Source organism: Acinetobacter sp. YH16056_T (genome assembly GCF_024605895.1).
In the GTDB taxonomy this organism is placed as follows: domain Bacteria; phylum Pseudomonadota; class Gammaproteobacteria; order Pseudomonadales; family Moraxellaceae; genus Acinetobacter; species Acinetobacter amyesii.
Window position 1 is genome coordinate 1,996,584 of sequence record NZ_CP094545.1, and the last position, 21,179, is coordinate 2,017,762.

Consider the following 21,179-nt stretch of genomic DNA (forward strand, 5'->3'; position numbering starts at 1 on the left):
TGTGTTGTATCAAATCATATAAAATGAATAACCACTAAGCTACTTGCGCTTGGAGCTGACTTTGTCGAATCATATCCACGGCTTTTTCAGCAATCATCACTGTCGGTGCATTGGTATTGCCATTTACCACAGAAGGCATGATAGATGCATCGACGACACGAAGGTTTTGAATGCCGTAGACTTTCAATTCAAGGTCAACCACAGACATCTCATCTACGCCCATCTTACAACTACCGACAGGGTGATAAACCGTATCCACACGCTGACGTAAGATTGCACGTATATCATCCGTTTTGACCAGTGAGGTAAATAAATCTTACTGATAATGACTCGATAAAGACGGCGACATCATTAACTGCTGCGTCAACTTAAAGCCTTGTACCAAATCTTCTAAATCCTGTTCATCCCCTAAAAAGTTTGGATCAATCAATAATGGATCATTGACACTGGAACCACTTAGTTTGATCGTGCCGCGACTTCTTGGATTGAGCAGACACACATGACAGATAAACCATGTCTTGTATGAAATTTCCGTGCATGGTCATCTACTAACGCCACGACAAAGTGTAATTGCAAATTTGGTATTGCCAAATCGGGCGAAGACTTTAGAAAACCACCACATTCTGCAAAATTTGAAGCAATCATGCCTCGTCGTTCCTTACGATAGCGACTGATCTGCTTGAACATATCAATTGAGCCGGGTAAAGACACGCCAAATGTACCTTGGTATTCAATGATCGATGGATTTAATACACTCAAAACTTGGTCTTTATTCTTTTAATCCATAGACGTTTTAAAAGCACTGTAAGCCGCATAGCTAAAGATTTGACTGAAACAATAAATTTGATCAAAGCCTATTTCCGTCAGTAAGCTTTGATAATGCTGCTGGCTAATCAGTTCAAAATCATCTTCTAAACGCTGCATCATTTTTGTCGCTTGCGCAGCAGATAAACCTTGCATTTGGCAAAATTCAGGCAGGACACGCTGCTCAAAATTCGAATGAGTTTGCATCAAGTCAAAACTTAAAAAAATGCCCTGCGGTTTAAGCAGCTCAAATGCTTTTGCTAAAAAATTCGTTTTCTCTGACAACGCAATGAAATGCGTCACCAAGATACTCAGCACCGCATCAAAACAACTTACTTCCTCAAAAGCAGTATGACTGCCCAAAACAAAATTGACGCGATGCAACTGTCCAGCGGCTTCAACGCGTTGCCGTGTTTGATTCAGCATATTTTCAGACAATTCTGTAACGGTAAATGACCATGTTGGATTCAAGGCCATGAGATAGCCCAATTCATAGCCCGTCCCACATCCAATGATCAGTACATGGGCATCTTCAGCGACATGGCAATTCAACACCGCCTGAATCTGTTGATGGACAAGTTCATAGCCGGGAATTAATTTTCGTATATGTGCATCATAACTTTCGACCACTTGCGGACTATTAAAATCTTTTGCCATGTAACATCCTGTTTGACATGTATGTCTAAGCTAATAAATATTCATTGTTCTATATGGATTATTTATTTCTGATGAAGTTCAAAAATCTGCTGACTCAACATTTCATAGACCGCTTTCAGGTCGACTTGATCAGCTTGCTCAAGCATATTGGCATGCATCTGCATGATATTTTGATCTCCACGCATTGCAGGGCCTGTTTGCATGTTCCGTGGTTCAGCCTGAGTGGCTTTCTTCGCTGTCTCTAAAATCAATGGATAAAGCAAGCTAAAATCGACGTATTTTGCATCGACAACCTGCTTTGCCATGTCATAACAATAATTACTAAAATTACATGCGAACACCGCAGCAAGATGCAGACTTAAACGTTGTGCCGAATCATATTGATAAACCCTTTGACTCATGCTGTTTGCTAAATCTGTTAGTGTCCTCAAATCTGTAGAATCCGCGGCTTCTACAAAGATCGGTGTAGACGTCCAGTCCACATCTCGATCTAAACTAAAGGTTTGTAAAGGATAAAACACCCCTGCTCGCAAATGTTGCTGGGTCAGTACCGTGATATTGGTGCTACCTGAAGTATGCACGATCAAAACCTGTGGCAGATAGGCTGTAACTTGCTGAATAACGGTTGCAATCGATTGGTCGCTCACCGCAATGATCAAAAGATCAATCTCAGCATTCAACTTTGTCGGGGTATCAACGGCTTCTGCACCTACACTTGCTGCAAGTTTTTCTGCCTTTTCAAGATTTCGCGCATAAACTTGCACAATGTGATGTTGTGGATGAAGTACTTTGAGCAAATGATGTGCAACACGACCTGCACCCACAATACTGATTCGCATATAGTTTTAACTCATTTTCGATGGCTACAGCATGTCAGGAAAATATCGGACGTGCAAATCGAGTTGTATCGATAGAATGATTTATTTTCAATTCTTCACATTAGTTTCGCTCAGATAAGCACAAAAAAAGGGATGCGTTTCATCCCTTTTGCTAGACGTCAATCTAAGTCTAATGCATATCATATCGCTTTCAATCTAGACAATATTCGATATGCACTTTAGCTTTTACGATTTACCAATGATTTGATTCAGAGTCTGTAGGTATTGTTCTGCGTCACGGCGCGCATTGAATTTCTTTTCAAATACACCCGTATTTTGCACACTGTTCGGTGTGTATTCTACAGAAACAACAAAGGTATCAAGCAAATCTCTATTAATCCGAATTGCAATAATATGATGTGAGTTTAAATAAAAACCATCATCAACCTTAACTAACATGACTCGCCTCAAAAATATTGCATAATGAAATAGATAAAAAATCTAAACATTCAAAAACTTGGATGACTTACCGCATACAGTGAGAAATACGATAAACCCACATCATTGTAACGCCATTATGTGATTTGTATTGCAAATATTATGTAATTTAAATAAATAATTAGAGAATATCATTCAGTTTATGTCTTCTAAACATGATTGATTTTCAATCCTAGCTAAAGATTGGATTAAAAGACTGGATATAAAAAAGCCTGCTGCCATAGCCATGGCAACAGGCTCATTTCAGTACGACTGATTAAACTCAAATCAATCGTACAGAGAGGTTGAATGATTAAACACTCAACATACTGTTTAAGGTTTCTAATACATTCTTCGATTTCACGACAGGTTTAAGCGCTTCAAGTTCGGCTTTGACTTCACTACGCTGCGGCTCTGCCAACGTGTACCAACGGGACAAAATTTGCAGTAACCGTGAACCGACAATTGGATTTTTCTCATCGAGGAATTTAGCCAATTCAACAATGTGCTGTACACCAAAGCTCCATGTGTTGACAGGATTGCTATTTAAACCGCCTGTAACCGCACGAATACGGTTCGGTACTTTCAAGTCATAGTCAGGATGAGCAGTTAGTGCCTTGATAGTTTCCGCAGTTGCTTTCGGATGTGCAGCTTGCAGCATAAACCATTGGTCCATCGACAAGGCTTCATTTTTAAAGCGTGTATAGAAGGCTTCTAAAGCTTGCTGTGCTTGTGGTGCATCATTCCAAACCAATACTTTTAAAGCACCAAGACGTTCAGACATATTGCCTGTAGAGCTGAATTGTTCATAGGCCAATTCAAATACGGATGCATCGCCTTGACGTGCCATCATACTCAACATGATGTTTTTCAATGCACGAACACCCATGGCTTGTGAAAATTCTTTCTGCGCATCTGGGTCTAAAGTTGCATAAGTCTCTTTAAAGAATGAACCTAACTCACGTGCCACACGACTTAACAGTGCTTCACGCTGTTCTTGCACTTGGGTAGGACTGTAGTCGGTATCAATACGACTACCTAAATAACCCTCTGTCGGTACATCGAATAAACGTGAAGCAAGTAATGGATCACGCTCAACCAATGCTGGTAATGTATTTTGTATAGCTTGGACATAGATGTCAGCATCATGCCCATTTAACAAAATACGTTCTAACAAGGTTTGGCTGGCTTGCCATTGGTTAAAACCATTCGGCTCGTACTGCATCAGGAATGCAAGCTCTTCATCTGAATAGTTAAATTCAAGATTAACGGGTGCAGAGAAGTTACGCAGTAAAGACACAACAGGCTGGGTTTTTACACCGCTAAATGTAATGGTTGCAGTAACGGTATCAAATAAATACACGCCATCTTTAATGCCATTTTCAACCAATGCATCGGAGCTGAGAACTAACTGTTCGCCACTTGCTGCATCAAACAATGCCAAAACTACAGGAATAGGCACTGCTTTTAAATTTGGATATTTTGGATGCACTTTTAAGCTTTGTTTCAAGCTTAAAGTATAAGTTTGATTTTCAGCATCGTACTCACCTTTTGCTTCAAGTTTTGGTGTGCCCGGTTGGTTATACCAAATCAAGAAACTCGATAAATCTACACCTGAACCTGCTGTCAGTGCTGCTACCCAATCTTCAACAGTCACGGCTTGACCATCGTGGCGTTTGAAATATTCGTCAGTACCTGCACGGAATTTTTCTTTGCCCAGGAGTGTTGCCATCATGCGGTTAATTTCCGCACCTTTTTCGTACACTGTTGCTGTATAGAAGTTATTAATTTCAACAAAATGATCTGGACGCGGTGGATGTGAAAGCGGGCCTGAATCTTCTGGGAACTGATGAGCTTTTAACACTGCAACGTCATCGATACGTTGTACCGCAGCAGATTGTAAATCTTCTGAGAACGACTGATCACGGAATACTGTCAAACCTTCTTTTAAACAAAGTTGGAACCAATCACGACAGGTAATACGGTTACCCGTCCAGTTATGGAAGTATTCATGTGCAATCACCGATTGAACGCGCATGATCGCTGCATCAGTTGTATATTCTTCATCAGCAAGCACACAAGAGGTGTTGAAAATATTCAAGCCTTTGTTTTCCATTGCACCCATGTTAAATGCACTGGTTGCCACGATCATATAATTGTCTAAATCATAAGGACGACCATAATGCTCTTCGTCCCAACGCATCGAGTGCTTTAAAGCTTCCATCGCAATATGACATTTTGGAATGTCTTTTTCTTCTGCATAGATTTCTAAAGCAACATTACGACCTTCAGACGTCACATAAGAGTCTTTGAGTACTGCCAAATCACCAATCACACAAGCAAATAGATACGATGGTTTTTTGGTTGGATCTTGCCAAACGGTATAATGACGACCTTCACCGGTTTCACCCGCTTCAATCAAATTACCATTGGCAAGTAATACAGGGAATTTTTTATCCGCTTCGACACGTGTGGTAAATACCGATAGCACATCAGGACGGTCAGGATAATAGGTAATTTTACGGAAGCCTTCAGGCTCGTTTTGGGTAACGAATAAATCGCCTGCCGCTTGGTATAAGCCTTCGAGTTGAGTATTGCTTTCAGGATGAATCACGACTTCGGTTTCAATGACAGCTTGGTCAGGTGCATTTGAAATTACCAGTTGTTCTGCATCTACAATATAGGCATCTGCTGGCAAAACTTGACCATTTAAGCGAATTGATTTGAGTTCCAAATCACGACCCAATAACACCAAATCCCCAGCAGTTTGACGCTGCATCACTAATTTTGCATTTACATTGGTATGCTTATCAAAGACTTGAATATCAAGATCGATACTATCTACGACAAATGATGGTTTTTGATAATCTTTTAAATAAACAGTTTGGTCTGCTTCGACCACTGGATTTGCCGCAATATTCATATCTCGTCCTATTCCTTAGTTATTGCTTCATCAGCTTTTTGAACACATTGTGAATGACTTGATCATACGACAAGATGTACAAGCTGTCTTCGCATTTACAATGATTTATATATGGGCTCAGCGCATGTTGTTTTCAATCATCTTTATAGAATAATTTAAAGGCTGGCACATATTTTCGCCATGTTTAAGCAAAATAAATGCCTGAGTTGAGTACAGCTATAACAATGTGCAAATTTTTTATCTACCTAAAATAAATAAAGCGCCTATATACTAGAAAGAGAAAGTACCGGTGCTTAATCCATCTGTACGTTCAAATTATTGCGCTCAAACTTTCCTGCTTAAGACTTAGAGGATTATTGATTTGCGAAAATTAAATCGAGTGCACTGTCGTAGTCTGCTGCAAAGTAAAATTGAAATGCCGTGACTTTTGAGGTGAGGAATTGCTGAATTTCTTCCGTCGCACCCGCCACATAAATTTTAGATACTTGATGTTGCTGCGCCAGGCCAAGTAACTCGATCGTCTTTTCCAGTGTTTGATCATGCCCAATAATCAGCGCACCAACCGTACCCTGTGACTGCTTATATAATTGCATACGGGTGATATTGCTGTTTTTAAGTGCGTCTGACATATTTATTCCATACAAAGAAAGGATAAAAAAAGATCAAAACCTTTAGAAATCCAGCTGAATCATACTATGTATCAATTTCAGTAGATTCCGCTTTGTTTCAGTCCTGCAAGTTAAGATCATTAGAATTATAAGCTCAATATATACAAATATACTTTTCAAATCCAATCGCTTAGGTGATTCCTTCCAAAAAGCACCTTAGTTCACAAATCATATCAATCTTCTAATTTGGATTTGATTGCATACTTCTGTTTAAACCTTGCACCAAGATGTTTCTTTTTCAACAGTTCAAGCATTTTGAGAATTCATTAGAGATAGCCATACGCATCAATATTATTTTGTTACTTTTAAATTAATACTTTATTTTCAATGTCTTAATAAAAAAAATATACAATTTATCTGCTTTAAAATCTCTACTCAAAACATTTGAGCATGCGTTTTGCATCTACTTAATTGCCAAAAGCAAAATATTCAGACTAAAACAAAAAGAGGTGCATTATGTTTATTAAAGAACACATCATCCGTATTGAAAATATGAAGACACTGCAAGCGCTTGATGCTGCAAATATCGACCATCAGGTGATTGCAATGTTTATGACCTGCGAAGGGATTCCACTCAAAGCCTTTGAGGTCAGTTCGCTACTTAACTCATATAGTGCATTAGGCACTAAAAAAGTTACGTCTAAAAAAGTGCAAGCTTTAATACAAGCCAAACAACTTGGAGAGGAGGACGAATCAATCCCATGCCCAGCCGCTTATTAATAATCCATTCTGACTAAGAGCTGCATCATCACTATGCAGCTTTTTTAATTGTCGACTTCTCGCCTGAGCTGCCGCAACTCAAATTCCAAACCCGTCTTTAAACAGAGATGTGTATAATCAATTTAATCTTTCAATAAACGCTGGCAACATGTTCAATATTCTACGCAAACAAATGGATGAAAGTACGCAATGCCCGTTGTGTCGTGCATCTATGTATTGGGTAGATGCTGAAAAATTAGATGAGCAAGAATTTAATTTTTATCAGTGTAGCCACTGTCATCATCAAATATTTCCAGAACAGCAATACAACTGCCATTGTGAAAACTGTCAGGCCGCACGAAAAAAACTACTCAAAGAAACCCGTTTACAAGAACAGCGTAAACTTAAAAATAAAGATATCGTTGAACGTGAATTAAGTGAACTGAGCTTTTTACAGAAACTCTTTTTGCTGGCTTTATTGGATAATCACGTCCAAGAACATACGGCACATCAAGAATTTATCGACTGGGACGCTATTAAGTATCATAACATCAGCCCGAATTATTTCTTCCAACAATCACTCAAAAAGCATCTCGTGCATGAGCAAATTTTGATTGTGAAAGATGATGCACTACAAGCTGAACAGTATTATATCAATGTCCGTTTGGATGGATATTCAGAGCCCAGCCTTTTTAGCGTAGCACAGCAACTGCGCCATTGGTTTTATGAAAATTTAGCTCTGGGTGTTCCTTTTAAAAGCGCTGACGAAGTGAAAGAGTGCTTGTATCTCCTACTGTTTCAAGAAATTGTCCAATTCATGCAGTTTTACTGTAAGACATGGGGCATTCAAATTGCAGGGAATAAAAGCTTTCAAGTGTTCTGTTATCGCCTACTCGACCATCTAGCGGTTGGGCAGATTTACTATATGATTCAGTCAGCACTCGAATACCTACACAAACAAAAAGCTCTGCAAGTACGTAATGAAAACTTCATTAATACTAATCTGTTAAAAAAGACCTTACAGCAATACCGTGAACGTGGCTTACAGGAAAAATGGGAAACCTTTACCCTCCCTCGTCCGCCACAATTACCGTTTAGTAAAATGAGTGAAATTTTGCTCTTTCACTTTTTAGGACTCGATGAAAGTATCTTTGTGCAACCGATACGCCATGCTTGGAAAAAAATCGAACCACGATTAAATTTTTATTCCACAAAGCGCTGCATGTACTGTGGTTCACAAGAGCTCTCTGTCGATTATGATGCCGCAGATTATGTGACCCTGTTCTGCCGTAATTGTAAACATCAAGACCATTACTTCACCCGCTAAGGGAGAAAACGATGAATCAATCTGAAAATTTTGAAACGACCATGAACAGTGAATTAACTGACTTAAATAGCCCGCTTTTACAAAGCGTCATTAATGCGTGGATTGAACTTCAATCCAAACAACCTTTGGTGCATATCCTCACCAATGCAGTTGCGAGCAATTACGTCGCCAATGTCCTTTTGGCTGCGGGTGCTTCTCCTGCAATGATTGACAATCCCTTTGAAGCCGAAAGCTTTGCCTCAATTGCCAGTGCCTTGAATATCAATTTAGGCACGCCAACGTCTGAACAAATGCAGGCCATGCAAATTGCTGCACAAACAGCACAAAATTTAAATAAACCTTGGGTGCTTGACCCTGTCGGTTATGGCCCCGTTTTGCCGTGGCGATCTGAAATGGTTGACCAATTACTCCAGTACAAGCCAAGCATAATCCGTGGCAACGCATCAGAAATCAGTGGTCTTGCAGGTAATCAAGGTGAGTCACGCGGTGTCGATAGCACGCTCAATAGTGCAGAAATTTACTTAAATGCTGCACCCTTATTAGAACACTGTGAATGTGTGGCAATTTCAGGCGAATCGGATTTCATCTTATCGAAAGAAATGAATGCGGTGATACAGATTAATGGTGGATCTTACTTACAACCCAAAGTGACGGCTTCTGGCTGCGCTTTAGGTGCGTTAACAGCGGCTTATTGCGCCGTGAGTGAAACGCTAACTGCTGGCACGGTCGCAGCACATTTGCACTTTGCGATTGCGGGTCAAAAAGCCTATGAAATTAGCTCAAGTGTCGGCAGTTTTAATGTTGCATTTTTAGATGAAATTTATAATCTCAATGAAGATGATTTCAATCAACTTGCCAACATGCAAATTTATGCACTATGAAGCTATGATAGCTTGAGAAAACAAAAACAGCTTGAGTATAGGACTCAAGCTGTTCAGGGATTCATACTGTTTTGTACTAATTAATATGCGAAAAAATTTACTGTGCCGTACTGTCACTTGTAGCATTGGCATCAAACATTTCTGAATCTTCGATCGTTTCTGTTGGATTACTCAAAATCATGTCGAGGTCATAATCATCCGCATAGACGATATTTTTGATTTTTGAACAGTCTCCACCACTCATTTCATAATTTAATACTTTGGCTTCATCACCAATTTTAAACTCAGCGCGAACCACATTTTTATTTTCATCAAAACTCAGTTTAGGTTGAATACCCTTTTTCGAATCTTGCTGCGGATCTTGGCTATCCGTAAAAATATCAAAATCCACATTACACACTTGTTGCGACTGCTTACAGTTAATTTCTGCTTGCATACGTTCCGCTAACGATGGCTCAAAATAGGCAGTAAGTTGATCTTTACTCAAAGCATGTAATTTCAACTCTTGGTCATAAATTTGTTTGACCAGTTTTTCCGGTGCAACACATTTCTGCGATTGCTCTTGTATTTTTTGCTCTGCAGGCTGACAAGCCGTTAAAAAGACTCCCGCACCAAAACCTAATAATCGATATATCGTCATTTGTCGCATAACACATCCATGTCCATCATTAAACTGCCCGCCCAACTGCCAGATTCATACTTGCTTCAAAAATGGTTGAAACATTTAATTTACAAATACACATTAACCCCATGCCATCAAAATAATCTGGCACGTGCTGCATAAAAAATTGAACATGTTCATCAGATTTTTTCCGTAGCCGAACCAATTGCTCAGGCGTCACCTTCGGTAAATCACAACGATGAACAAAAATATCCTCAGCCCGATGCTGCACATCATGCTGACGGATTTTATAACTATTTAAAACATCCACATACTCGGTGGGCATCGGGACACCATGCCTTGGATAAAACTTAACAGAGCGCGAGGCAAATAATGTATATACCTTTGGTTGTGCCAATGTAGCCACAAACCACATCGGAATCGCTGGAAATCGTATCTGATGTTGCATCGCCACTTTAATCGCCGAGTTTAAGGTCAGGTTTTTCCGACGATAATCAACCAATACCCCAGCTCGTGAATTAAAAATAAAAATCGGCCGATTGCGATGCATAATTTTTAATATACGCACAATGTTTTGCCCGATCAGTTTATCCTGCTCAAAATACTGAATAATTGGTAATGCAACAATATCGGGGTCATGCATGTATTGATAGAGTTGCTCAATTTTCGAAGTCGGGAAAATACATTGATCAAACTCCCAGAGCCGTTGAAACAACTCATGTTTTTCTTCAGTCGTGAGTTTACTAAAATCAATGATATTCTCAGTGATCGCCATACCAACACCCATTTTTTAATGGATTAACTTTGATGTTTTTTCAAAGTCCCTAGTTATAAATATTTCAAAAACGATATTTAAAATGAAATAAAATTATTAATAGATCATCTATGATGATTAAAACCCCGAGTTAAATTGAATCACTATTTAACCTCATGCTTTTTTAAAACCAACCATATCAATATTTTTTACTTTTGAACCGTTTTAGCCCTCTAAAAGCTCAAAAGATGCAGCGTTTTTTGACTGTTACATCATGTAAATATAATACGTTTTAACATCGTGAATTACAGCCCCCTTGGATAGGATTTCTTATACTTTCTAGTCATACAAAATAGACAGCTTCGAAAAGCTGTCTTTGAGTTATTTTAAAATTTAAGCATTAAGCTTGGTAATAGATATCAACCGTTTTAATGCGGTTTTCATCCATTGCCGTAACTTTAAATTGGATGCCTTTAAAATCAACTACAGTCCCGACTTCAACATTGCCGTGGGTCTGATCTAAAATAAGACCTGAAACACTGATATAACCATCATCTTCTTCGATCAAATCCAGCATTTCCAATTCAAGTTCTAACTGATACAGATCGAGCATGCCTGAAGCTTTCCAATATGCATCATCGATTTTAATCAAATCTAGTTGTTCATCAGCATCAGGGAATTCACCAGCAATCGCTTCAAACACATCGAGTGGTGAAATCAGACCTTGTACCGCACCAAACTCATCCGTAACCAATACCAAAGAGCCTTTAGAGGTACGCAAGGTATTAATCGCATCAATCACCTTCATCTTTTGGAAAATAAAGATCGGACGATGACGTTTAATCAATGCTTTTAGATCATCTTCACTGTCTAGAACATCAATAAGTTCTTTCGCGCGGACAATACTAATCACTTTATCCAAGCTACCACGACACACAGGGAATAAACTGTGCGGCACAGAAAGGACTTGCTCACGAATTTGCTCAGGTGTGTCATTTAAATCCACCCAAGAAATTTGATTACGGGGAGTCATGATCGACGCAACTGAACGCTCTGCAAGCGTCAACACCCCCCCAATCATGTAACGCTCTTCGTCTGCAAAGGTTTCTTGCGCCTGATTACCGACTTGATCAGCTTCTAAGCGCCCACCCATCAGTTTTAAAATACTGTCTGCAGTACGATGGCGTAATGGAATTTTCGCTTCGTGTTTTTGAGCATTGCGTTGACTAAACTGGTTAAAGGCTTCGATGACAATCGCAACACCAATACCTGAGTAGATATAGCCTTTCGGAATATGGAAACCAAAACCTTCTGCTATCAAACTAATACCGATAAGCAATAAGAAGCTTAAACATAGGATCACGACGGTCGGATGTCGGTTTACAAAAACCGTTAGCGGTTTAGATGCAAGTAACATCACTGCCATTGCCACAATCATTGCAGCCATCATGACAAAAATGTTGTCGACCATACCGATCGCTGTAATGACAGAGTCTAAAGAGAAAACCGCATCTAAGACAACAATTTGCGCAACTACTGCTGTAAAGCTGGCATATGCCACTTTTGTTGTCACTTGAACTTCCGGTTTACCTTCTAATTTCTCATGCAGCTCTGTGACCGCCTTATAGACTAAGAACAATCCACCGAACAATAATATGAGATCTCGACCAGAGAATGTCCAATCAAAAACGGTAATCAGGGGCTTTGTTAACGTGACCAACCAAGAGATTGCAAATAACAATCCTAATCGCATAAATAATGCGAGTGAAAGACCAAGTACACGGGCTTTATCACGTTGTTCTGGAGGGAGTTTTTCTGCCAAAATGGCAATAAAGACTAGGTTATCAATCCCTAGTACAATTTCTAAAATAATTAATGTAAGTAAACCAACCCAGATTCCGGGATCTAACAAAAATTCCATTAGCTCTCTTCCTCATTCTGGATTGTAAGAATATCTTCAATCAGACCAACGCACGGCGACGGATCCATAAATTTAACCTGTGTAACTATAGACCATTCCATTATGCACAATCTTGCGCATTTGTAATGTATTCAAGCATATTTTTTCGCATCAACAATATGACAAAATGTTAAAAGCGCTTAATGCGTTGCCGATTGAATGGGCTACATCAAATATAAATCTAGATCGTAATACTGACTTTTATAGATACATGCCAACGCTGTTAAAAAGATTGATTTCATCTAACTTTTTAATTAACCCGAATCCCGCTTAAGCCAATGATTCCATAATTTGAATTGTTGGTTTATTTTGATGATTAAGTTGATATGCACATAACGATGCGTAAATCCCACTCAGAAATCCATGAATACTACGAGCTTTACTCGTCACTAAATTGTATTGTCCTTTCAATAAGCTGAATAACGTTTCTATCTTATTTCGTTGTCTTAAGTGATATTCATCTGATGCAGATAGTTGGATGGATTGCATGTTTTTTCGATGGTAAGTAATCAAATCAATACCTTGATCTTTTAACCTGCTTTTTAGTTCCTGGCTGATATAACCACGATCTCCATATAGCTTTGCTTCTAAGCCGTCAGCCAATTGCTCAACCATTTTTATGTCAGCTATATGCCCATTTGATAAAGCAGAACAAGCGATTTCACCAAATGGGTTCATCGCAATATGTAGCTTACAGCCATAAAACCAGCCCATTGAGCTTTTACCACGAGATGCTATTTGAGCTAATGATTTATGGCGTTGAATACGTTGATTTTTACAGACTGGCAAAGTCGTTGAATCAATCCACAAATATTGGGTATTTTGACCTTTCATCAGAGCCACATGTAAAGCATGTATTGCTAATTGGTGCATATTGATCAGATGAATCATCCGTTGGTAACATGGTAAGCTTTTAAACAAATGTCTTTTATCTTCTTTTAACCATGTGAAAAAGGCTTTGAAATTGCTGAAATAAGAACATTTATACCAAATGGCAATAAAGCAGATTTCTGAGATCGTCAGATGAGCACGTCTGATTCTTAAAGAATGGTTATTTTGTTTGAGAAAGTTCCAATAAGTTGCTTCAAATTTAAGAAAGAAATCATCAATTACGCAGAATAATTCGGTACTATTGAACATTAGGACTAGAGTTGTGAGTTTTGTGTGGTAACTCAACTGATGGCTCTAGTCTTCTTATTTTCAAGTTTATTTCTTATCCGCGATTCGGGTTAATTAAATATTATTAAATGCGTTGTATAAGATTGTATGACAAATCTAATGAATTATTTATTTCAACCTTTTGGTAAAATATATTAATATTCAATTTGAATTAAAAACTTATTTATTTTCACTACACTATCTCTCTATAGCAAAAATTACTTTTATTCTTTTTTAATCGCTTGGACAGAATATCAATATAATCTATTAAGATAATCTAAAAATGAGATATCTTCTACTTTCTATTTTTTTATTGTGAACTCTTGCTATTACCCTCTATTTTTCAATAGAATGTTAAAACATTAAATAAAATTAAAACAAATATTCAGGGGACTCCTTTATGACAAAAAAGTATTCAAAATTTTTACCATCCACCGATGACTTTAGCTTAGAAAATTTTCCTTTCTACTGGGTCACTCAGGTTCATGCTCAATACGTTTTAAACGTTGACCATGCGTTGAAAAAATATGGTGTTGATAATTCACGTCGCCGTATCCTTCTCGCACTCAAGTCTAAGCCACATGCGAGCGTTTCGGATTTATCTGAAATGGTCGTGTCTAAAATGTCGACGACAACCAAAATTGTTTATCGCTTAAAAGATGAAGGCTTAGTAGATACCTATTCTTGTGAAGATGATGCGCGTATTACCCGCGTCGTGTTAACCGATAAAGGCACTGCAATGACGCAGAAGATTAACGATCTAACGAATGTCGTTCTCGAGCAATCTTTTGAAGGCTTAACACCGCTACAAATTGAAAAAACCATGGAAAGCTTAAAGCACATCTTCAAAAACTTAGCGCGCTAAGCATTCTGCATCACCGAAGTATTAATCGAAAAAGTTCAGTTGGGGACTGATTTTTTCGATTTTTATTTTAGGTGCATGCGCGCATTCAAATTCATCAACGGGAAAACCCTGTACAAAACTTTGGATATTGGGTGATTTCCAGCTTAACCATTCCTCTAATCGCGCATGCGGAATCACAATCACCGAGCGTTTTATATTTCCTGGCTCATGAAAGTGTTTCATCATTTCATGATCGATAGCATCCATCGTAATCATGGTTGCAGAACGTACAATCTCATCACCTTGCCGACAAATGTCATATAAGGCAGCGATATAAAACGCTTCTCCATCTTTGCGTTTAACACTCCAACGCTGCGGTTTATTGTCGATATACATAGACTCATAAAATTCAGACACTGGAATTACGCCAAACTTACATTTTGAGATCGCATTGATAAAAGACGGCTTTTGATACAAAGTTTCATTTCGGGCATTATAGGTTTTTAGTGCAATAGATTTGTCTTCGGCCCATTTAGGCACCATGCCAAAACCCACTTTTCGCCACTCTAGCCCTTGCTCAGACTTAAAGAGCAGCGGCAAATCATAATTTGGATAGACTTCCTCAGGATATTCAAAACTGATTTCAGGCAAGTTTTGCGACTTTAATTGCGCTAAGGTAATCGGTTTGAAATTGGCACACATATTTGCCATAATCCGCAAAAATTCAATCTTTATAATAAATGAAAAATCTAGACCGAAGTCGCTTTATCGTTTTAATTCTCAGTTTAAGTCTATATCCAACTGCAAAGCAGCAAAAGTTTCTGTACATACCGTTTCATTTCTACCTTTTAGTCTCGACGCGCTCTATCTCAACGAATATCCATTTAAACAAGACCTAATCAATGAGACTGAGATTCCGGCAGGCAAGTACCGCATTCAATATAAGCATTTTCGCAATCAGCAAATGATCAGTACACATCATTGGGTGACGGTCAAAAATCTTCCCAACACCCAAGAACAACAATTTTCATTGGTCATATTGCCTGATGGTGAAGTAATCAATGTCTCTGATTTTAAAATTACTTCTCCAGAGATGTTTCCTGAAATCCGTTTTGCAAAACGTGCTCAAAATAGTTATCGCTTGATGCAAAATCAGCAAAGACAAAGAGATCAGTTTGGCATGATTCTTCCTGACGTAGATGAAGCCCATACGACGGAATTGGAAGATCAATTTGGCTGGTTTACGGTGAACGAAGATGAAGGGCGTGTCAGGACTAATTGTACAGGCACGTTTAAAATCAATCCTCAAGATGCGCTCCCCTATTTCACTACTGCAAATTCAGCTATTCAGTTTAATTATCAACAAGGAAACAAAATACATAACGCATATTTAGCGTTTAGTGATAACAATCCGCTTATTCCAATCGAAGATCGAACAATTCATGAGGCAACAGATTACAAAAATGGCTTGAAGTTTGATGTGTATATTCACAATATCCAAAAAATGAAAACCGAGAGTATTTCTTCTAATTATTCAATCTACAATTACAAGGTTCAGGTCAAGCTATATATGACGGCTTTGCAGCGTAAACCTATGCTGTTGATGAATCACAAAATGTACTATCAGGATAATTGTTCAAGCCAAGATATTGGCTCTTTTCTCTATTACAAGACACGTTGGAGCCGTTTTTGGGACTATATTCTGCCTGATATTTCATGGAAATAAACTAAAAATGTCCTGCGTAACATTAGCTGCGGTGAAGTCTATTGCACAAGATTAAATAGACTTCACTTTGAGTATTTTAAGCAGGGAACGTTTGCCAATGGGTGCGGGTAAATTCCTCAAATATCCACTCACCGTTAAAACGACCAAGGCCTGAATTACGTTCACCACCAAAGGGTGCATTAGAATGATCCGCCACACTGATGCCATTGATATGCGTCATGCCTATATCGAGTTTGGCCGCAAACTCTCCGCCGCGTGCTAAATTTGAGGTACATACCGCACTCGATAAACCAAATCGGGTTGAATTCGCCAATTCAAGTGCGTGCGCTTCATCTCGCGCTTTTAAAATCGGCAAGATTGGCCCAAAGCTTTCTTCTAATGCAATATCAGCATGTGCATCCACATGGGTGAAAATATGCGGTGCAACCAATTGACCTTCTATACCGCCTGCATAGGCTAAAATCGCATCTTGCTGAATGGCATTTTGAATAATGGTTTTTAATTTATCGATTTGCGACTTATTGATGATAGGGCCTATCAGAGTTTCGACATCATTCGGATCACCGACCACAATGCTTTTTACCCGTTTAATTAATTTTTCAACATAAGCATCGTGCAAGGATTCATCCACAATCACTCGATTGGTACTCATGCAGATTTGTCCTTGATGCAAAAAACGCCCCATCACGGTCAGTTCAACGGCTAAATTTAAATCTGCATCATCTAAAATCACCAAAGGCGCATTGCCGCCAAGTTCCAGCGCTAAACGCTTAATCCGTGAACTTCCTAGCGCTTTCACCCCCACCTGTTGACCCACTTCAGTTGAACCTGTAAATGAAATCATTTTAGGCACAGGATGCTCTACAAAATAGTCGCCAATTTCACTGCCACTGCCTGCAACGACATTTAACACGCCATGCGGCAAGCCCGCTTCTTCAAATAATTTTCCGAGCAACGTTCCACCTGTCACTGGCGTGTCACTTGCAGGCTTCAACACCACACTATTACCGCAGGCAATCGCAGTCACCACAGAACGCATCGATAAATGAAATGGAAAATTCCACGGGCTAATCACCGCAATGACACCCAAAGGTTTGCGCAATACAAAACTCTTTCGACTCGGGTCTTTACTCTCTAGCTGCGTAGTTTGCATTTTTTCAGGAAAACGCAACGATTCTTGGATAATGCCGAGCGCTGCATCAACTTCAATATTGGCTTTTAAACGTGTACTACCAGATTCATCTATCAGCCATTGAATAATTTCTTCTCTGCGCTGCTGAATGGTTTGAGTTAATTTAGTGATGACTTGCTGACGTACTTCAATGGGCTTGGTCACTTCTGATTTAAAGGCAGCTTCTGCCGCACTATAAGCACTGTCTACATCGACACTGCTGGCTGCCTGCAATTCAAAAATCTCTGCTTGGCTAAAGGGATTGATATTCTTGATGTGACGTGTTGAAGTCCCTGCTCGCCACTGCCCACCAATATATTGCAAATCTAATGCGGTATAAGCTGACATCATTTCCATCCCATTTTTATCATTCATTCCAATGTAAAGGCTTCAGCATCGAAAAGCTATGAGAAAAACAGGATGAAGCTTATTCCATAATTTATTGTACAGCGCTATAACCTAAACAGGATGATGAATCTGCCGCATCGCTTTATAGATTCGCCAATAAATATAACAGCTAATGATGACTTCAAAACTTAGATCTTTAACTGTGGTGAGTTGCTCAAGCGCAGCCTCCTCCATGTTAACGGTCAACATGGGTAACAGCCCTTCGATGACAATGCCGATGGCAATAAAGAGGACTAAACTCTGAATCGTCACCGGCAGATACAATGCAATAAAGCGCTTTAAAAAATCTCGGCCTTGCTCGCCGCCATTGGCTTTAAATATGGCATTCACCCAGCTAATCAGCAGACCAACTTGTAAAACAAACGAAGCCCAAGCTTCTGTAGGTTTGGATTCTGGGGTTAACGTCAGTGCTAAGTAGCTAAAGAAAATCAATATTGAGCTGGCAATATAGTAGTTTTTATAATGGGTTTCAGAGACTTTATTCAGTCTTATATCATCCACCAACCGATTTACATTCCATAAATACATGGAGTTTCCTTTTCATTTTTTATGTCGACATTCTAACTTTCTCAAGCAATAAAAAAAGCCTCCGAAGAGGCTTTTTTTGATTTACAGATTAGTCACCTGTATAACCTTTTAATTTTAAACGGTAAGCATGAAGAAGCGGCTCTGTATAACCAGAAGGCTGCTCGCCACCTTTGAATACTAAGTCATAAGCAGCTTTGTATGCATAACCATCAAAGCTTGGTGCCATTGGCGTGTAAAGTGGATCGTTGGCATTTTGCTCATCCACAATTTTCGCCATACGTTTAAACACTTCTTCAACTTGCTCAGCAGTTACGATACCGTGACGTAACCAGTTTGCAACGTGTTGAGAAGAAATACGTAAAGTTGCACGGTCTTCCATCAAACCAACGTTGTTGATGTCTAGTACTTTTGAACAACCTACACCCAAATCAACCCAACGAACGACATAACCTAAGATACCTTGAAGGTTATTTTCGAGTTCTTTAGTTTTCTCTTCTTCAGACCAGTTTGTATCTGTCGCTAAAGGCGGCGTTAACAAGTCATCTAAAGATAGCGGCTGAGTATTCAACAACTCTTTTTGACGCTCAGAAACATTGCACTGATGGTAGTGAATCGCGTGAATTACAGCACCAGATGGAGACGGAACCCATGCACAACTTGCGCCAGCTTCTGGATGCTCAATCTTCGTTTTGTACATATCAAGCAACATATCTGGTTTTGGCCACATGCCTTTACCGATTTGCGCTTTACCACGTAAGCCGGCTTGAAGACCGATCATCACGTTACGGTTTTCATATGCAGGGAACCAGATTTGAGACTTCACTTCGCCTTTACGAACGAATGGACCTGCTTCCATGAAAGTATGGATTTCATCACCCGTACGGTCCATGAAACCTGTATTAATAAAGATCGTACGATCTTTCGCTTGCGCGATACAGTTTTTCAAGTTCACAGAAGTACGACGTTCTTCGTCCATGATACCGATTTTCAAAGTCTTCGCAGGTAGACCAAGCGCTTGTTCAGCACGCTCAAATAATTCAACTGCAAATGCAACTTCTTCTGGACCATGCATTTTTGGTTTAACGATGTACATAGAACCTTTACGAGAATTCTTGTTTTCGTTTTCGCCTTTAATGTCTGCAAACGTCAATAACGGTGTGATCAATGCATCCATGATGCCTTCGTAGATTTCAGCACCATCTACAAGGATCGCAGGGTTTGTCATCAAATGACCTACATTACGAAGCAACATCAATGAACGACCGTGAAGCGTAGTTTCACCACCGATTAAGTTTTTGTGCGTACGATCTTTATTTAATGTACGCGTGATGGTCTTACCATTTTTCTCGATTGACTCAGAAAGTGTACCTTTCATTAAGCCTAACCAATTACGGTAGCCTTCAACTTTCTCTTCAGCATCAACTGCTGCAATTGAGTCTTCCAAGTCTTGAATTGTCGTTACCGCAGCTTCAAGAACTAAGTCTTTCACGCCAGCAGCATCTGTTGAACCAATTGGGCTCGTCGCATCAACTTCAATGATTACATGTAAACCATTGTTTAAAAGTACGATTTCAGTTGGTGCAGCTTCGTCACCATTAAAACCAACAAACTGAGCTTCTTTCGCTAAAGTTGCAGTTGAGCCATCTTTTAGGCTTACAACTAACTTTTTGCCTTCTACCGCATATTTAGTTGCATCTGCATGGGAACCATTAGCTAGCGGAAAAGTCTCATTTAAGAAGTTTTTAGCAAATTCGATAACTTTTGCGCCACGAGCTGGGTTATAGCCCTTACCTTTTTCCGCGCCGTCTTCTTCAGAGATCACGTCAAAACCGTAAAGAGCATCGTAGAGTGAACCCCAACGTGCGTTCGCAGCGTTTAAGCAGTAACGTGCATTACGTACAGGCACTACTAATTGCGCACCAGCCAATAATGCGATTTCTTCGTCTACATTTTCTGTGCTGATTTGGAAATCTTCTACTTCTGGTAATAAGTAGCCAATTTCAGTAAGGAAAGCTTTGTAAGCTTCGAGTTCAAATTTGTTGTTGCGGTGCCATTCATCAATTTTCGCTTGAATGTCGTCACGCTTAGCCAATAGTGCTTTGTTCTTTGGGCTAAGATCGACAACGACTTGTTCAAAGTTTTTCCAGTAAGTTTCACTGTCTAAACCTGAACCCGGTAGTGCTTCATTTTCGATGAAATCGTAAAGTTCTTTAGCAATCGCTAACTTGCCTTTTTGAATACGTGCAGTCATTGTCTTTCCTGATATTGCTATTTTTTATAACAAGAGATTCTAGTATACCCATTTATACTTTGCTGAATAGTACTATCACATTCCTAAATAATGATCATTTTCTATGTAATGAAATACCCTCATCATTCAACATAATAAAGATCAGAAATACGACGTCATCATCAGCCTGAATACCTTTTTACAGTGTATAAAGTTTTTGAAATGTCGAAATTAGACTTAAGTGCAGAATTTTGTTCTAAAACTGAACAAATAGACCCAAGCGTCAAACAAACTCACTCGATTAAGCCATGAAATGCTGCCAATGTCGATGCTACAACTTCAACCAATCAGTTTAAATTTAACGCTTTTATCGATGAATTATTAAACAGCCATACTTCTTATTTAATGATGCTTTTATCATGAGACTTTGCTTTAACTTCTATTGTTCGTTCCACAGCTTTTCTTAATTTATACATGTTTTCTAAAACTAAAAATCAAAAAAAAGAACGCCATCAAGACGTTCT

Annotated in this window: 18 protein-coding genes and 1 pseudogene; 5 read left to right on the forward strand and 14 right to left on the reverse strand. The window is 39.1% G+C overall.

Annotated elements, in window-relative coordinates:
• Window positions 1–34: 34 nt before the first annotated feature.
• The 6 genes and pseudogenes from MST17_RS09935 to MST17_RS09960 form a co-directional block, all read right to left on the reverse strand.
• Window positions 35–732: pseudogene (locus tag MST17_RS09935) on the reverse strand (GMC family oxidoreductase); the annotation flags it as partial.
• 45 nt (window positions 733–777) lie between these two features.
• Window positions 778–1,461, reverse strand: coding sequence for a class I SAM-dependent methyltransferase (locus MST17_RS09940; RefSeq protein WP_180007317.1), 684 nt, complete (start codon window positions 1,459–1,461; stop codon window positions 778–780).
• 62 nt (window positions 1,462–1,523) lie between these two features.
• Window positions 1,524–2,300 (reverse strand): Rossmann-like and DUF2520 domain-containing protein, encoded by a 777-nt coding sequence (locus MST17_RS09945; RefSeq protein ID WP_180026860.1) that lies wholly within the window; start codon window positions 2,298–2,300, stop codon window positions 1,524–1,526.
• Window positions 2,301–2,525: 225 nt separating this feature from the next.
• Window positions 2,526–2,738, reverse strand: coding sequence for a hypothetical protein (locus MST17_RS09950; RefSeq protein WP_180003031.1), 213 nt, complete (start codon window positions 2,736–2,738; stop codon window positions 2,526–2,528).
• A gap of 331 nt (window positions 2,739–3,069) precedes the next feature.
• Complete coding sequence (gene pepN / locus MST17_RS09955) at window positions 3,070–5,679, reverse strand: aminopeptidase N (RefSeq protein WP_180026861.1); 2,610 nt, start codon at window positions 5,677–5,679, stop codon at window positions 3,070–3,072.
• 353 nt (window positions 5,680–6,032) lie between these two features.
• Window positions 6,033–6,308, reverse strand: a complete 276-nt coding sequence (locus MST17_RS09960) for a hypothetical protein (protein ID WP_180026862.1) — start codon at window positions 6,306–6,308, stop codon at window positions 6,033–6,035.
• 495 nt (window positions 6,309–6,803) lie between these two features.
• On the opposite strand from MST17_RS09960, the gene MST17_RS09965 reads away from it, so the two are divergent.
• From MST17_RS09965 to thiM, 3 genes are all read left to right on the forward strand, one after another.
• Window positions 6,804–7,067 (forward strand): hypothetical protein, encoded by a 264-nt coding sequence (locus MST17_RS09965; RefSeq protein ID WP_078188903.1) that lies wholly within the window; start codon window positions 6,804–6,806, stop codon window positions 7,065–7,067.
• Between the two features lie 148 nt (window positions 7,068–7,215).
• Window positions 7,216–8,373 carry a hypothetical protein gene (locus tag MST17_RS09970; RefSeq protein ID WP_180022468.1) on the forward strand — a complete coding sequence of 386 codons (1,158 nt, stop codon included), beginning with the start codon at window positions 7,216–7,218 and terminating at the stop codon, window positions 8,371–8,373.
• Between the two features lie 11 nt (window positions 8,374–8,384).
• Window positions 8,385–9,254 carry a hydroxyethylthiazole kinase gene (gene thiM / locus MST17_RS09975; protein ID WP_180026863.1) on the forward strand — a complete coding sequence of 290 codons (870 nt, stop codon included), beginning with the start codon at window positions 8,385–8,387 and terminating at the stop codon, window positions 9,252–9,254.
• Window positions 9,255–9,351: 97 nt separating this feature from the next.
• Here thiM and MST17_RS09980 read toward each other — a convergent pair whose 3' ends face one another.
• The 4 genes from MST17_RS09980 to MST17_RS09995 all read right to left on the reverse strand — a co-directional run bounded on the left by MST17_RS09980 (window position 9,352) and on the right by MST17_RS09995 (window position 13,730).
• Complete coding sequence (locus MST17_RS09980; RefSeq protein ID WP_180026864.1) at window positions 9,352–9,903, reverse strand: hypothetical protein; 552 nt, start codon at window positions 9,901–9,903, stop codon at window positions 9,352–9,354.
• A gap of 19 nt (window positions 9,904–9,922) precedes the next feature.
• Window positions 9,923–10,651: a hypothetical protein gene (locus MST17_RS09985; RefSeq protein WP_180026865.1), complete on the reverse strand. Its 729-nt coding sequence runs from the start codon at window positions 10,649–10,651 to the stop codon at window positions 9,923–9,925.
• A 379-nt stretch (window positions 10,652–11,030) separates the two neighbouring features.
• Window positions 11,031–12,551, reverse strand: coding sequence for a transporter associated domain-containing protein (locus tag MST17_RS09990; protein ID WP_180026866.1), 1,521 nt, complete (start codon window positions 12,549–12,551; stop codon window positions 11,031–11,033).
• A 309-nt stretch (window positions 12,552–12,860) separates the two neighbouring features.
• Window positions 12,861–13,730 (reverse strand): IS982 family transposase, encoded by an 870-nt coding sequence (locus MST17_RS09995; RefSeq protein WP_005137615.1) that lies wholly within the window; start codon window positions 13,728–13,730, stop codon window positions 12,861–12,863.
• A gap of 418 nt (window positions 13,731–14,148) precedes the next feature.
• Here MST17_RS09995 and MST17_RS10000 point away from each other — a divergent pair, with 418 nt between their 5' ends.
• Window positions 14,149–14,613, forward strand: a complete 465-nt coding sequence (locus tag MST17_RS10000; RefSeq protein ID WP_180003047.1) for a MarR family winged helix-turn-helix transcriptional regulator — start codon at window positions 14,149–14,151, stop codon at window positions 14,611–14,613.
• A 21-nt stretch (window positions 14,614–14,634) separates the two neighbouring features.
• On the opposite strand, the gene MST17_RS10005 is transcribed toward MST17_RS10000, so the two are convergent.
• On the reverse strand, window positions 14,635–15,294 hold the full coding sequence (locus MST17_RS10005) for an SOS response-associated peptidase family protein (protein WP_180007386.1): 660 nt from the start codon (window positions 15,292–15,294) through the stop codon (window positions 14,635–14,637).
• A gap of 262 nt (window positions 15,295–15,556) precedes the next feature.
• On the opposite strand from MST17_RS10005, the gene MST17_RS10010 reads away from it, so the two are divergent.
• The gene (locus MST17_RS10010) at window positions 15,557–16,318 is read left to right on the forward strand and encodes a hypothetical protein (protein ID WP_180026950.1); all 762 of its coding nucleotides are present in this window, start codon (window positions 15,557–15,559) and stop codon (window positions 16,316–16,318) included.
• A 76-nt stretch (window positions 16,319–16,394) separates the two neighbouring features.
• Here the strand turns inward: MST17_RS10010 and MST17_RS10015 are convergent, their stop codons facing one another.
• From MST17_RS10015 to MST17_RS10025, 3 genes are all read right to left on the reverse strand, one after another.
• Window positions 16,395–17,837 (reverse strand): aldehyde dehydrogenase family protein, encoded by a 1,443-nt coding sequence (locus MST17_RS10015; protein WP_180003053.1) that lies wholly within the window; start codon window positions 17,835–17,837, stop codon window positions 16,395–16,397.
• A 111-nt stretch (window positions 17,838–17,948) separates the two neighbouring features.
• Window positions 17,949–18,425: a hypothetical protein gene (locus MST17_RS10020; RefSeq protein ID WP_180022538.1), complete on the reverse strand. Its 477-nt coding sequence runs from the start codon at window positions 18,423–18,425 to the stop codon at window positions 17,949–17,951.
• Between the two features lie 88 nt (window positions 18,426–18,513).
• The gene (locus MST17_RS10025) at window positions 18,514–20,676 is read right to left on the reverse strand and encodes a malate synthase G (RefSeq protein WP_180026949.1); all 2,163 of its coding nucleotides are present in this window, start codon (window positions 20,674–20,676) and stop codon (window positions 18,514–18,516) included.
• Between the last annotated feature and the right edge of the window lie 503 nt (window positions 20,677–21,179).

Bases quoted from the DNA above. Each gene is read 5' to 3' on its own strand.
- MST17_RS10025 (WP_180026949.1), bottom strand. From the start codon at position 20,676: ATGACTGCACGTATTCAAAAAGGCAAGTTAGCGATTGCTAAAGAACTT.
- MST17_RS09990 (WP_180026866.1), bottom strand. From the start codon at position 12,551: ATGGAATTTTTGTTAGATCCCGGAATCTGGGTTGGTTTACTTACATTA.
- MST17_RS09980 (WP_180026864.1), bottom strand. From the start codon at position 9,903: ATGCGACAAATGACGATATATCGATTATTAGGTTTTGGTGCGGGAGTC.
- MST17_RS09985 (WP_180026865.1), bottom strand. From the start codon at position 10,651: ATGGCGATCACTGAGAATATCATTGATTTTAGTAAACTCACGACTGAA.
- MST17_RS09970 (WP_180022468.1), top strand. From the start codon at position 7,216: ATGTTCAATATTCTACGCAAACAAATGGATGAAAGTACGCAATGCCCG.
- MST17_RS09950 (WP_180003031.1), bottom strand. From the start codon at position 2,738: ATGTTAGTTAAGGTTGATGATGGTTTTTATTTAAACTCACATCATATT.
- MST17_RS10000 (WP_180003047.1), top strand. From the start codon at position 14,149: ATGACAAAAAAGTATTCAAAATTTTTACCATCCACCGATGACTTTAGC.
- MST17_RS09945 (WP_180026860.1), bottom strand. From the start codon at position 2,300: ATGCGAATCAGTATTGTGGGTGCAGGTCGTGTTGCACATCATTTGCTC.
- MST17_RS09965 (WP_078188903.1), top strand. From the start codon at position 6,804: ATGTTTATTAAAGAACACATCATCCGTATTGAAAATATGAAGACACTG.
- pepN (WP_180026861.1), bottom strand. From the start codon at position 5,679: ATGAATATTGCGGCAAATCCAGTGGTCGAAGCAGACCAAACTGTTTAT.
- MST17_RS09940 (WP_180007317.1), bottom strand. From the start codon at position 1,461: ATGGCAAAAGATTTTAATAGTCCGCAAGTGGTCGAAAGTTATGATGCA.
- MST17_RS10020 (WP_180022538.1), bottom strand. From the start codon at position 18,425: ATGTATTTATGGAATGTAAATCGGTTGGTGGATGATATAAGACTGAAT.
- MST17_RS10005 (WP_180007386.1), bottom strand. From the start codon at position 15,294: ATGTGTGCCAATTTCAAACCGATTACCTTAGCGCAATTAAAGTCGCAA.
- MST17_RS09995 (WP_005137615.1), bottom strand. From the start codon at position 13,730: ATGTTCAATAGTACCGAATTATTCTGCGTAATTGATGATTTCTTTCTT.
- thiM (WP_180026863.1), top strand. From the start codon at position 8,385: ATGAATCAATCTGAAAATTTTGAAACGACCATGAACAGTGAATTAACT.
- MST17_RS10010 (WP_180026950.1), top strand. From the start codon at position 15,557: ATGATCAGTACACATCATTGGGTGACGGTCAAAAATCTTCCCAACACC.
- MST17_RS09960 (WP_180026862.1), bottom strand. From the start codon at position 6,308: ATGTCAGACGCACTTAAAAACAGCAATATCACCCGTATGCAATTATAT.
- MST17_RS10015 (WP_180003053.1), bottom strand. From the start codon at position 17,837: ATGTCAGCTTATACCGCATTAGATTTGCAATATATTGGTGGGCAGTGG.